Source organism: Streptomyces muensis (assembly GCF_021474425.1).
In the GTDB taxonomy this organism is placed as follows: domain Bacteria; phylum Actinomycetota; class Actinomycetes; order Streptomycetales; family Streptomycetaceae; genus Streptomyces; species Streptomyces muensis.
This window is the reverse complement of record NZ_JAKEIP010000084.1, coordinates 18,631-31,929: the sequence shown is the minus strand read 5'-3', so window position 1 is coordinate 31,929 and position 13,299 is coordinate 18,631. Positions and strand designations below refer to the sequence as shown.

The following is a 13,299-nucleotide window of genomic DNA, read 5'->3' as shown; positions in this document are numbered from 1 at the left end:
GGGAGGGCGTGGTCCAGGGAGACGTCGAGGGTGGGGCCGGGGGTCGTGACGCGCTGGACGATCACGTCGTCGGCACGGGAGACGAAGACCTCGCTGGTCCAGTCGGCGCACTGCGCCCGGACGACGCCCGTGGCGAAGTCGACGGACCGGCGGTAGCCGTGCCCCTCCTCGGCAGGCCGGCGCAGCCGGAGCTGGAAGGCGGGGTGGAAGGGCCGCACCCACTGCAACGGACGGCCGTCGGTGAAGCCCTCCGCGGCGGTGTGGTCGCCGGCCAGGAGGCGGTCCTGGAGGGCGGGGAGGTCGGCGGCGAGCTTCGGGGGCCGGGTGTCGCTGCCGTTGGGGCGCACCAGGGTGTGATGGGTGACGATGACGCGGTCGTCGTTCGGGTCACCGAACGCAAGGGTGCCGTGGTGGCCGTTGCCGCTGAGGAACGCGTCCTCCCAGCGAGCGGCGGGATGCGGTTCCCACGTTCCGTGGGCCGGGGTCGGGATCATGGCCGAAGTATCGCCGCGTCGTAGCGGCCGAGGGTGACCCGGTCCGTGACGTCCGCCCCGGTCAGCAGGTCGCGGTGGGTGCCGGGCACCTCGACGGTCACCGGCTCGCGGCCGTGGTTCAGCACGAACAGCAGCTCGCCCCGGCGTACCGCCTCGATCTGCTCGGGGAGGCCGTCGAGCACCGGGCGGACACCCGCGCCGGTCGCGATGCGGGCCAGCAGGTCGCGCAGCGCGTCCGGTTCCGGGAGCGTGGAGACGTACCAGGCCCCGCCCTTGCGCAGGACGGCGGGCAGCCCGTCGAGTTCCCCGCCCTTGTACGCCACGGTCTCGTCGGCGGTGCCGTCGGCCTCCAGTTCCTCGGACCAGAGCGTGCCCCGGAAGCCCTCGCAGGCGACACCCTCCCCGGGGTCCAGGGGCCACCACTCGTGCAGGGTGCGGATGCCGAACAGCTCGCGCAGCCGGGCGTCCATGCCGCCCTCGCGCACCCGGTCGTCCTGGTCGGCGACGCCGGTGAGGAAGCCGCAGACGAGGGTGCCGCCGCCGCGGACGTAGGCGAGGAGGTTGTCGATCGCCGCGTCCGTGAGGAGGTAGAGCTGCGGTACGACGACGAGCCGGTACGCCGTCAGGTCGTGCTCGGGATGGGCGAAGTCGGTGGTGAGGTGGGCCTGCCACAGGGCTCGGTGCCAGGTCCTGAGGACGTCCGCGTGCTCGACCTCGTGGGAGAGGCGGCCGTCCTGGGCGCCGGCCCACCAGGCGTGCCAGTCGTGCAGGACGGCGACGTCCGCGGTGCTGTGCCGGCCGGACACCTCGGGCGCGATCCTCGCGAGGTCGGCGCCGAGCTGCTTGACCTCCTGGTACGTACGGCCCTGCTCCCCGGCGTGGCTGACCATGCCGGAGTGGAACTTCTCCGCGCCCTGCCGGGACTGCCGCCACTGGAAGTAGCAGACGGCGTCGGCGCCGCGCGCCACGGCCTGCAGCGACCACAGTCGGTTGAGTCCCCGGGGCTTGGGGTGGTTGACGCCGCGCCAGTTGACCGGCCCGGCCGCCTGCTCCATGAGCATCCACGGCCCGCGTGCCTGGGAGCGGGTCATGTCCTGCACGAGGGCGCCGTCCTGGGCGCCCAGCGGATCGCGCGGATCCGGATAGAGGTCGACGGAGACGACGTCCTCCTCCCCGGCCCAGCGCCAGGCGTCCTGCCCGAACCACAGCGGCATGAAGTTGCTGGTGACGGGGATGTGCGGGGTGTGGCGCCGGACGATGTCGCGCTCGGCGACGAAGCACTCCAGGAGCATGTCGGAGGTGAAGCGCCGGAAGTCCAGGACCTGGCTGGGGTTGCGCATGTAGTGCGGTTGGCGGGCGGGCAGGATGCCGTCCCAGGTGTCGTAGCCCTGGCTCCAGAAGGCGGTGCCCCAGGCCTCGTTGAGGGCGTCGAGGGTGCCGTACCTCTCCCGCAGCCACCGTCGGAAGGAGGCCGCGGCCTCGTCGCCGTGGTCGAAGGTGCAGTACTCGTTGTTGATGTGCCACATCGTCAGGCCCGGGTGGCCGCCGTAGCGGGCGGCCAGGTCCTCGGTGATGGCGGCGGCGTAGCGCCGGTAGGTGGCACTGGAGTGCGAGAAGTGCTGCCGGCCGCCCCACCACTCGGTGCGGCCGTCCTCGGTGACGGGCAGGGTGTCGGGGTGCAGCCGGCCCATCCAGGGCGGCGGTGAGGAGGTCGGGGTGGCGAGGACGACGCCGATGCCGCTGTCGTGCATCAGGTCCATGAGCCGGTCCAGCCAGCCGAACTCCCGTGCGCCCGGCTCCGGTTCCAGCCTCGACCAGGAGAAGACGCCGAGGGTGACCGAGTTGACTCCGGCGTCCTTCATCAGCCGGACGTCCTCGTGCCAGACCTCCTCGGGCCACTGTTCCGGGTTGTAGTCGCCGCCGAAGAGGAGGCGTCCACGGGTGGCGTCGCTCAGGGCCGGCCCTTGTGGCTTCGGCATCAGACGGGCTCCCCGTACTGCACGCCCCGCCCGTTGGTGGCGACGTAGACCCGGCCGTAGACCCTCGGATCCCCCGTGATGGCGGCACCGATCCAGCCCCACTGGTGCTGGTCGTCGTTGATCCGCGTCCAGGTCCTCGCCTGGTCGTCCGAGCGGTAGACGGCGGTGATCGTCTCCGTCGAGCCGACCATGTAGACCGCCGGGTAGGAGGCGCCCTCGGCGGCCTTGCCGAAGCCGAGGGTGTACGACGCCGAGCAGCTGCCGACCTTGCTGAAGGCGGCGCCCCCGTCGGTCGACCGGTAGAGCCCGTTCCCCTTCAGGCTCAGCCACAGGTCACCGGACCGGCCCGGGGCCGCGGCCAGCTGGAACTCCTTGTCGCCGGACTGCAGACCGCCGGCCCGGGCGGCGAAGGTCAGGCCGCCGTCGGTGCTGGCGTGGACGGTCCCGGTGGCGGTGTCGAAGGCGTAGAAGCGCTTCGGGTCGACCGGGTCCGCGACGAGCACGGCGCCCTTCGGCAGGGAGGAGACCTCGGCCCAGGTGGCGCCGTTGTCGGCCGAGCGCTGCGTCGGGTACACGGTGCCGTCCCAGTGCGCGAAGGACCACAGCAGCACGCTGCCGTCGGCGTTGGTGACGATCGGCCCCGGCGCGTCCTTGGCGATGGCGGGCTGCGCCTTGAAGGGCGCCCACGTCTGCCCGCCGTCGTTCGAGTGGGCGCCGTTGCCGTGGTCGCCCCAGCCGGCCCGGACGACGTACGACGGCTTGGCGGCGGCCTGGGACAGTCCGGTGGCCGATCCGAAGACGGGGTTGGCGGCCATGCCGCGCGAGGGCGACGCCGTGAGCGACTCGTGGTACATCACGCCGATGTCGCCGTTGCCGCTGATCAGATGCGCCGCTCCGGCCGGGGGCGAGACCAGCTGGCGGACGGACGTCTCCTCCAGGCCGCGGATCTGCGGGGCCCAGTTCCTCAGGTCACGGGTGCCGTAGAGGGTCGCGCCGGTGCCGTAGACGATGTGCTTCGAGTCGTACGGGTCGAGGGCGACGGCCTGGATCCACCAGCCGAACTTGGGCTCGTCGGCGCCGAAGGTGAGGAACGGGGTCTCGGAGACGTCGAGGACGGCCTTGTCCTTCAGGGACGTCCAGCTGCGGCCGCCGTCGGTGGAGCGGTACAGGGTGTCGATCAGCGCCCAGCGGTTGTTGGTGGAGACGACGACGGTGCCGGGGCGACAGGCGTCGACGGCGACTCCGCCGTACGCGAAGGTGTCGGTCCCGCCGTCCGGCGTCGGCCCGCCGGGCTTGACCGGCGTGATCTCGGTCCACTTCCCGTCGGTGGTGCGCAGCTTGTGCACACTGCCGTCCGACTGACCGTTGGGGCCGGGCGCGTTGCCGTACGTCACGTACAGCTCGCGCGTGTGCCGGTCGTACGCGGCGCGGATCGGCACCTTGGCGGCCGTGCCGGTGGGCTGCCCGGGCACCGCCTCCCAGGTCGTGCCATCGGAGGTGCGGTACAGGTTGGGCTGGCCGGCGGTGCCGTCGGAGTCGCCCCAGCCCGCGTAGACGGTACGGCCCGCGGCGACGAGGAAGGTGACGCCCTGGCCGGTGGCGCTCGGGGTTGCCGGGAAGCTCACGGCCTGCCAACTGGCGCCCCGGTCGGTCGACTTGAGCATTCCGTCGTGCCGGGTACCCAGCCACAGCGTGGCACTGTCCCGCGGATCGACGAGCAGCCGCTCCCCCGCACCCCGCCCGTCCTCGTTGGCCCCGAGCTTCACGGCGAGATCGGTGCGCTTCCAGGTGGCACCCCGGTCCTCGGACCGCAGCACGGCTCCGTTCCCGGCCCAGGACTGGGCGTAGGTGCCGAGGGCGAGGTACAGCCGGTTCGGGTGCGCCGCGTCGACGGCGATGGCCTCCACCCCGAGCAGGTTCCAGTCGTCCCACCCCAGGTGGTCGGTGAGCGGGATCCAACGGTCGGTCCGGTCGTCCCACCGGTAGGCCCCGCCGATGTCCGTGCGGGCGTAGGCGAGCCCACGGACGGAGGGGTGGAAGAGCACACCGGTGACGAATCCTGTGCCACCCATGACGGCGGTACGCCACCGGTAGGCTCCGCCGGCGGCCGCGGGCGCGGCGAGGGCCGCCTGCCCCGTGACAGACGGAAGGGCAGTGAGCGCGGCAGCGGCCGCGGTCCCGGCGAGAACGGTTCTTCTGCTGGGCTGAGACATGCGCATTGACGTACCTCGTTCTTGCAAAGGGGAATGCGGATACCTACCTGGGGGCGCGGGGAACTGCGCGACCAGCCACAACGAAGCCGCAGACAGCGAACAACCGGTGGCCTTACGGCGCTGTTCTCCCAAAAGGGACCGTCAGCCCTTGACCGCGCCGGTCAACATGCCCTTCTTGAAATGCCGCTGGACAAACGGAGAAGCAACCGCGACCGGAATCAACGCGAGAACCATGACGGCCATCTGCAACCCCAGCGAGGAGAGCTGCCCGGTACGAACCGCCTGCTGAAGCCCCGTCGGCGCCTCGGTGTTCTTCTGCACCAACTGAATCAGCACGTTCTGCAACGGCATCATCTGCTGATCGGTGAGATAGATCGACGCGTTGAACCAGGCACTCCAGTACCCGACCGCGTAGAACAAGGAGATGACAGCCAGTACGGCCCGCGAAAGCGGCATGATGATGGTCAGCAGAATCCGCAGATCACTGGCCCCGTCAATACGCGCCGACTCGGTCAGCTCGGGCGAGATCCCCATGAAGAACGCCCGCAACACAAGGATGTTGAAGACACTCACCGCACTCGGCAGGATCAGCGACAGATACGTGTCGGTCAGCCCCAGCGACTGCACCAGCAGATACGTCGGAATCAGCCCGGCGCCGAAGAACATCGTCGCCATCATGGTCATCAGGAAGAACCGATGGCCCAGACTCCCCGGCCGCGACAGACCGTAGGCCGCCAGCACCGACACCGCCATCGAGAACAACGTGCCGACGAGCGTGACCCCGACCGAGACCATGATCGCCCGGCTGACCTGGCCGCCGCTGAGCAGCTCCGTGTAGTTGACGAAGGTGATGCCCTGGGGGATCACGACGAGGCCGCCGACCCGGTCGATCACCGGCTTCGGGGAGAGGCTGGTGACGATCACGATCCACAGCGGACCGAGCACGCCCAGGCAGCACAGCACCAGGAAGCCGCTCTTGGCGGTGAGTCCCACCTTGCTGGGCGGCTCCTCCCACACGGGGCGGGCGGGGGCCTTGAGGCTGCGGACGAGCTGCGTGTTGAGGCTCACTTCTTGTACACCCCCTGCTCGCCGAGGAGATGCGCGACCTTGTTCGCGCCCAGGACGAGACACACTCCGATGGCTCCCTTGACCAGGCCGACCGCGGCCGCGTAGCTGAAGTCGCCGTTCTGGATACCCATGTTCCACACGTAGGTGTCCAGGACCTCGCTGGCCCCCACACCGACCGCGTACCGCTGGAGCAGGAACTGCTCGAACCCGACGCTCAGCGCGTCACCCACCCGCAGGACCAGCAGCAGCGCGATCACCGGGCGCAGCGCGGGCAGCGTCACATGCCACATCCGGCGCCAGCGCCCCGCTCCGTCCATGGCGGCGGCCTCGTACAGGTCGGTGCTGACCGCGGCCAGCGCGGCGAGGAAGACGATGATCCCCCAGCCGGCGTCCTTCCAGACGGCCTGCGCGGTGACCAGGTACTTGAACAGGTCCGCGTTGGTCATCAGGTCGAAACCGCTCCAGCCGTGGTCCTCCAGGGTCTGCGCGATGATGCCCGCGCCGCCGAAGATCTGCTGGAAGACGGTGACGACCAGGACCCAGGAGAAGAAGTGCGGCAGATACATGATCGCCTGCGCCACGGCCCGCACCCTCGGCCGGATCACACTGTTGATGAGCAGCGCGAGGGCGACGGGGACCGGGAAGAACAGCACCAGTTGGAGCACGAACAGGACGATGGTGTTCTTCGCGGCGCTCCAGAACAGCGGATCGTCCACCATCCGCGAGAACTGCTCCACGCCCACCCAGGGGCTGTGGAAGATCGCCATGACGCCGTTGCTGGAGACGTAGGGGTCGTAGTCCTGGAAGGCCACGACATTGCCGAGCAGCGGGACGTAGTTGAAGATCAGGAGCAGGACGATGACGGGCAGCGTCATCACGATGAGCGCCCGGTCGCGGCGCCACCGGACCCGGAAGGGAACCTTGCCGGCCCTGCTCGCCTTTCCCGGCACCGAGACCTTGGGAGACGCTGCGGCGACCGCGGCCGTCGGCTCCTCGACGGCCGCGGGGGGACGAGTCCCGTCAGGCCTGCTCCCGGCCGTGAGGGACATCAGGCGCCGCTGCCGTTCTTGTCGATGAGCTCCTTGTACCAGTCGCGCAGCTTGTCGCCGCCGGAGGACTTCCAGGTGGAGATGGCGGCCTGCACGTCGGACAGCTTGCGGTTGCCGCGCACGTAGTCGATCTCCAGCTGCTCGAACTGGCTGGCGAGGTTGGCGTAGCGGGTCGGCTCGACGATGTTCATGCCGAAGGTGGCCGTCTTCTTCATGAAGGCGCCCATCCGCTGCTGCCACTCGACCTGCTTGCGGGCGATGTCGGGGAAGTCGGGGTGGGCGTAGTAGGCGGCCGGTGCGGCCAGCATCACCCAGGCGTTGAGCACCTGGGAGTTGCCCAGGTCGTTCTTGGCCGGAACGCCGTCCTTGACCGTGTAGTGGGTGCCCTCGACGCCGTAGTCGACGAGCATCCGCTCCTTGGTGCCGTAGGGCGCGGCCGAGAAGTTGGCGGCGGCCAGCGCGTTCTCCACGGTCGTCTTGGAGGCGCCCTTGCGGATCAGCGACCAGATGGTGGCGGGCTGGGACGCGTACAGCGTCGGGTCGCCGCCGTCGGCGCCGAAGATGTCGATGGCGTCGATCTCCAGGTCCGGGTTGGACTGGGCCTGTTCGGAGACCTTCCCGTACCAGTCGGCGATGTTGGCGTTGTAGACCAGAGTCTGCCCGGCGGTGAACCGCTGGCCCGGGTCGCCCGAGCGCGCCTTGTCGTCGGGGTGGACCACGCCCGCGTCGAACAGCTTGCGGACCCACTCCAGAGCCTCGAGGTATTCGGGCTGCTCGATGCGGTACGTCATCTTGCCGTCGTCCCCGATGTCCCAGCCGATCGTCCCGGAGCCACGGACACCGAAGATGCTCCACGCCGACCAGGTCATGTCACCGCAGGCCCACACCTTGGCCTTGGAGCTGGTGGCCTCCTTGGCCCAGCTCATGAACTCGTCGGGCGACTTGGGTACCGAGTAGCCCTTCTTGTCGAAGAGGTCCTTGCGGTACTGGGGCGTGATCCAGTTCGCGATGGCGGCGGGCATCGGGATGCCGCGCAGGGCGCCGCCGAAGATGCCCATGCGCCAGGCGTCGGAGGGGATGGCCGCCAGGTTCGGGTACTTCTTGACCTTGTCGCCCGCCAGATAGGGCCCGAGGTCCATGAACTTCGCGGTGACCGCGTTGGAGATCTTGCCGACCAGTTCCCAGCTCGGCACGACCACCATGTCGGGTATGGAGCTGGAGGCCAGGACCGCGCCGAGCTTCTCGCCGTAGGTGTTGCCGTCCTGGTTCTGCCAGGTGATCTTCGTGCCCGCCGCGGCGTCGAGCGCCGTGTAATACGGGTTTCCGGGCTTCGGCGGGGAGCCCCAGAACGGCGACATGATCTTGACGGGGGCGCCGGTGCCGAGCTTGTCGGGGACCGAGGTCTTCAGGGCCGCGAGGTCCACCTTGCCGGTGTAGCCGGCCGCCGAGCCGTTCTTCGAGGGAAGGTCCGGCTGGGCGACCGAGCTGGCGACGTACGTCGGGAGCAGCTTGTCGGCGGCCTTGCCCGACGTGGCGCCCTCACGCGAGCCGGAGTCCGATCCGCCGCAGGCGGCGAGCAGCGGCATCCCACCGGCCACCGCTGCGGTGGCCACCGCCGTGGAGGCGAGGAAGCTTCTCCGGCTGGGTCCGGAAGGGACGGAGTCGGCGTTCGGCGTCATTGCGTCAACCCTTCGTGGCGCACCTGGACACCCGGCGGTGGCCGTCGGCTGCGGTGTCTTAAGTGGAACTGGCTGAGCTGAAGCGATTCTGCGATCACGGCCGAGGGGCGTCCCGGAAGCGGGCGAGCCTCGTGGTCGAAGTAGTCGAAGCGCTTCGATGTTGCTGCGAGGTTAAGTGAAGGCATGGGGGCGCACAAGGGTCGATTCCAAGATTCCTCCGAGGTGTGGAGGATCCGACCGCTGTCTTACGGCGCTTGAAATAAAGGTCAGGAGTCGGAGTTGTTGCGCCGGGGTGTCTTGACACCCACCCCTGGATCGAATCAGCATCGAAGCGCTTCGAAAGCGCCTCGCCGCTCCATCGCAAGGGGAACGCCACGTGACCGCACAAACGCCGCCTACGCCGCCTTTCCGTGATCGGCGACTGCCGTTCGCGAAGCGCATCGACGACCTTCTGTCGCGGCTCACGCTCGACGAGAAGATCGCCTTCCTGCACCAGTTCGCGCCCGCCGTCGAGCGCCTCGGCATCGAGGCGTTCCGCACCGGACAGGAGGCTCTGCACGGTGTGGCCTGGATGGGTCCGGCGACCGTGTTCCCCCAGGCGATCGGGCTCGGCGCGACCTGGAACACCGAGCTCGTGCGCCGGGTCGGCGAGGCCGTCTCCAAGGAGACCCGCGCGATGCGCGCCCGCGACGACCGCGTGGGGCTCAACGTCTGGTCCCCCACCGTGAACCTGCTGCGCCACCCCCTGTGGGGCCGCAACGAGGAGGGCTACTCGGAGGACCCGAAGCTCACCTCGGCCATCGCCACCGCGTACACCCGCGGCCTGCGCGGCGACCACCCGACGTACTGGCGCACCGCGCCCGTCCTCAAGCACTGGCTGGCCCACAACAACGAGACGGGCCGCGACGTCACCTCGTCCTCGGTCCGCCCGCGCGTGATGCACGAGTACGATCTGCGCGCCTTCCGCGAGACGGTCGAGGCGGGCGCGACGGCCGGGGTGATGCCGGCGTACAACCTGGTCAACGGCCGCCCCAACCACGTCTCGCCGTATCTGCGCGAGCACCTGCGCACCTGGACCGACGAGGACCTGATGGTCTGCTCGGACGCGAGCGCGCCCTCCAACCTGGCCGACTGCCAGCACTACTTCGACACCCACGAGGAGGCCACGGCCGCCGCGCTGCAGGCCGGCGTCGACAGCTTCACCGACCACGGCACGGACAGTTCGAAGATCACCGCACGGGTGCGGGGCGCCTTCGACAAGGGGCTGCTGACGGAGTCGGACATCGACACCGCGGTGCGCCGTCAGCTCTCGGTGCGCTTCCGGCTCGGCGAGTTCGACCCGGAGTACGACCCGCACGCGCTGACCAGGGACTTCGACACCCCGGCCCACCGCACGCTGGCCCAGGAGGCCGCCGAGCAGTCGGTCGTGCTGCTGAAGAACAGCGCGGGACTGCTGCCGCTCGCGCCGGACACCCGGATCGCCGTGGTCGGGCTGCTCGCCGACGAGTGCAAGCTCGACTGGTACAGCGGCACGCTCATCCACCGCTCCACCCCGCTGGAGGGCCTGTACGAGCGGTTCGGCGCGGAGCGCGTGGAGTTCGCGGAGGGTGTGGACCGGGTCCGGCTGAAGACCTCGGCCGGAGCCTTCCTGCACGTCCCCGAGGCGGACGCCGACGACGAGGTGCGCGGCGCCGAGGGCGCCCTCGACCCGGCCCTGCTGGCCGGCCGCACCGATCTGCCGCCGCTGACCACCGACCCGGTCGGCACCGAGTTCGCGCTCGTCGACTGGGGCGAGGGCGTACTGACCCTGCGCGCCCCCGACGGCCGCTATCTGTCGGTCGCCGCCGACGGCTTCGTCCGCGCCTCCGCCGACCAGCCCGGCGGCTGGGTCGTCCAGGAGACGTTCCGCCTGGAACCGCACGAGAACGGGCACCTCCTGAAGCACATCGGTACGGGTCGCCACGTCTCAGTCGCCGCCGACGGCGTGCGGGTTGCCGAAGCGAAGCCTGAAACGTTCCAGCTCATGGTCGTCGAAAGCGGCGAGGACGCTGTAACCCGGGTCACTGCCGAGGCGGACGTGGTCCTGGTCGTCGCGGGCAACGACCCGCACATCCACGGCCGCGAGACCGAGGACCGCCCGACGCTGCGCCTGCCCGAGCACCAGGAGCGCCTGCTGCGGGCCGCCCGCGCCGCCAACCCGAACACGGTGCTGGCGCTGGTCTCGGCGTACCCGTACGCCGTCGATCACACGGCCCTTCCGGCGCTGCTGTGGATGTCCCACGGCGGCCAGGCGGCCGGCACCGCTCTCGCCCGCGTCCTGGCCGGCGACGTCTCCCCCGCGGGCCGGCTCCCGCAGACCTGGTACGCCGACGACGGCGACCTGCCCGACCTCCTCGACTACGACGTCATCGGCGGCCGCCAGACGTATCTGTACTTCGAGGGGACCCCGCTGTTCCCGTTCGGCCACGGCCTGTCGTACGCGGCCTTCTCCTACGCCGACCTCACGACCCGTACCACGGACGACTCGCTGCACGTCTCCTTCACGGTCACCAACACGGGCGATGTGCCGGCCGACGAGGTGGCCCAGCTCTACACCCGGGCCGTGGACCCGACGGTGCCGCGCCCGCGCCGCGAGCTGGTGGCGCACAGCAGGGTGCGGCTGGCCCCCGGCGAGCGGACGGAGCTGAGCTTCGAGGTCCCGCTGTCGTCCTTCGCCTTCTGGGACGTTGCCAGGGGCGGCTGGCGCCGTGAGCCGGGTCCGTACGAGGTGCTGGCCGGCGCGTCCAGTGAGGACGTCCGGCTGCGCTCGACGGTGATCCTGGACGGCGAGCCGTCCGCCCCGCGTCCGGTGCTGCGCCGTGGACTGGACGCGGCCGACTTCGACGAGCAGAGCGGGGTCGCGATCGTCGACCGTACCCGGACGGCCGGTGACGCGGTGACGCCGGCACAGGGCGGGTCGGGTGAACTGGTCTACCGGGACTGCGACTTCGAAGGCGGGGTCTCGGCGGTGACGGCGGCGCTCTCCGGCGACGGCGCGGTCGAGGTGTCGCTGGACGGGGGCGCGGTGCTGGCCGTGCTGACGTCCGAGGCGGGCGAGGGCGCGAGCCCGTACGACTACGTGACGAAGCGCGCCGGGATCATCGCCGAGGGCGTCCGGGACGTCCACCTCAGGCTGCGCGGTCCGGTGCGGCTCGCGCACGTCGGCTTCTCCGGTTGAGGGTCCGGAGCAGGCCGGCACAGAGAAGAGGTCCGGCACCGGAAGGCATCGGTGCCGGACCTCTTCGACAAGGCTAACTGAAAATGGATCCCATTTACTAGAGGGAGAGCCCGGTGAGTACCAGCACCCGCTCGTAGGTGTAGTCGTCCATCGCGAACCTCACGCCCTCCCGGCCCACGCCGGACTGCTTGGCGCCGCCGTACGGCATCTGGTCGGCGCGGTAGGAGGGCACGTCGCCGATGACGACGCCGCCGACCTCGAGGGCGCGGTGCGCCCGGAAGGCGGTCTGGAGGTCGTGGGTGAAGACCCCGGCCTGGAGGCCGTACTTGGAGTCGTTGACGGCGGCGAAGGCGGCGGCCTCCCCGTCGACCCTCTGCACGGTGAGGACGGGTCCGAAGACCTCCTCGCAGGCGAGGGTGGTGTCGGCGGGTACGTCGGTGAGGACGGTCGGCGCGTACGAGGCACCGTCCCGCTTGCCACCGGTGAGGAGCTTGGCCCCGGCGGCGACCGCCTCGTCGACCCATGTCTCGACGCGCTTGGCGGCGTCCTCGCTGACCAGCGGACCGACGTCGGTCGCGTCGTCGCCCGGGTCACCGGTGACCTGGGCCTCGACGGCGGCGACGATGCGCGGCAGGAGCCGGTCGTACACGGAGGCGTCCGCGATCACCCGCTGCACGGAGATGCAGGACTGGCCGCCCTGGTAGTTGGAGAAGGTGGCGATCCGGGTCGCGGCCCAGTCGAGGTCCGCGTCGGAGGCGTAGTCGCCGAGCACGACCGCCGCGCCGTTGCCGCCGAGCTCCAGGGTGCAGTGCTTGCGCGGCACCGAGTCCATGATCGCGTAGCCGACCTTCTCGGAGCCGGTGAAGGAGATGACCGGCAGGCGCTCGTCCTGGACCAGGGCGGGCATCTTGTCGTTCGGCACCGGCAGGATGCTCCAGGAGCCGGCCAGGAGCTCGGTCTCGGCGAGGAGCTCACCGATGACGAGCCCGGAGAGCGGGGTGGCCGGGGCGGGCTTCAGGATGATCGGCACACCGGCGGCGATGGCCGGGGCGATCTTGTGGGCGCACAGGTTGAGCGGGAAGTTGAACGGCGCGATGCCGAGGACCACGCCCTTGGGGAAGCGCCGGGTGAGGGCGAGCCGTCCCTGGCCGCCGAGGTCGGTGTCGAGCCGCTGGGCCTCGCCGCCGTTGAACCGCCGGGCCTCCTCGGCCGCGAACCGGAAGACGGACACGGCACGGCCGACCTCGCCCCGGGCCCACTTCATGGGCTTGCCGTTCTCGGCGGAGATCAGCCGCGCGATCTCCTCGGTGCGCTCGACGAGCCGCCGGCTGACGTGGTCGAGGGCGGCGGCACGCGCATGGGCGGGGGTCGCGGCGAAGTCGTCGCGGACGGCGTACGCGGCGGCCACGGCCTCCTCGATCTGCGCGTCCGTCGGCACGCTCACCTTGCCGACGACCCGCCCGTCCCACGGGGAGGTCACATCGAAGCTGTCCTCGCCGCTGACCTGGCGGCCGGCGAGCCAGAAGGCGTGGCTGGAAGTCATTGTGATGTCCCGGCCCTTCCGCGTTGGGGGTGTCCTGGTGTGTCGTCGTCCACGGTA

8 protein-coding genes are annotated in these 13,299 nt (G+C 70.4%); 1 reads left to right on the top strand and 7 read right to left on the bottom strand.

Going from position 1 to position 13,299, the window contains the following annotated elements; genetic code table 11:
• The 6 genes from L0P92_RS20935 to L0P92_RS20910 all read right to left on the bottom strand — a co-directional run.
• Window positions 1-494: glycoside hydrolase N-terminal domain-containing protein (locus L0P92_RS20935; RefSeq protein ID WP_234764328.1), on the bottom strand; the 494-nt coding region annotated here is incomplete at its 3' end.
• Window positions 491-2,473 carry a beta-galactosidase gene (locus tag L0P92_RS20930; protein ID WP_234764327.1) on the bottom strand — a complete coding sequence of 661 codons (1,983 nt, stop codon included), beginning with the start codon at window positions 2,471-2,473 and terminating at the stop codon, window positions 491-493. The genes L0P92_RS20930 and L0P92_RS20935, both read right to left, overlap by 4 nt.
• Entirely contained in the window at window positions 2,473-4,692 is a 2,220-nt protein-coding gene (locus L0P92_RS20925) for a WD40/YVTN/BNR-like repeat-containing protein (RefSeq protein WP_234764326.1), read from the bottom strand. The genes L0P92_RS20930 and L0P92_RS20925 overlap by 1 nt, the downstream gene beginning before the upstream one ends.
• 135 nt (window positions 4,693-4,827) lie before the next feature.
• A complete protein-coding gene (locus tag L0P92_RS20920) occupies window positions 4,828-5,754 on the bottom strand; it encodes a carbohydrate ABC transporter permease (protein WP_234764325.1) in 927 nt (308 codons plus the stop codon).
• Window positions 5,751-6,803: an ABC transporter permease gene (locus L0P92_RS20915; protein WP_234764324.1), complete on the bottom strand. Its 1,053-nt coding sequence runs from the start codon at window positions 6,801-6,803 to the stop codon at window positions 5,751-5,753. The genes L0P92_RS20920 and L0P92_RS20915 overlap by 4 nt, the downstream gene beginning before the upstream one ends.
• Window positions 6,803-8,482: a type 2 periplasmic-binding domain-containing protein gene (locus tag L0P92_RS20910; protein WP_234764323.1), complete on the bottom strand. Its 1,680-nt coding sequence runs from the start codon at window positions 8,480-8,482 to the stop codon at window positions 6,803-6,805. Before L0P92_RS20910 ends, L0P92_RS20915 begins: the two co-directional genes overlap by 1 nt.
• Before the next feature lie 376 nt (window positions 8,483-8,858).
• On the opposite strand from L0P92_RS20910, the gene L0P92_RS20905 reads away from it, so the two are divergent.
• A complete protein-coding gene (locus L0P92_RS20905; RefSeq protein ID WP_234764322.1) occupies window positions 8,859-11,699 on the top strand; it encodes a glycoside hydrolase family 3 C-terminal domain-containing protein in 2,841 nt (946 codons plus the stop codon).
• Window positions 11,700-11,796: 97 nt separating this feature from the next.
• On the opposite strand, the gene L0P92_RS20900 is transcribed toward L0P92_RS20905, so the two are convergent.
• Entirely contained in the window at window positions 11,797-13,242 is a 1,446-nt protein-coding gene (locus L0P92_RS20900) for an aldehyde dehydrogenase family protein (RefSeq protein ID WP_234764321.1), read from the bottom strand.
• Between the last annotated feature and the right edge of the window lie 57 nt (window positions 13,243-13,299).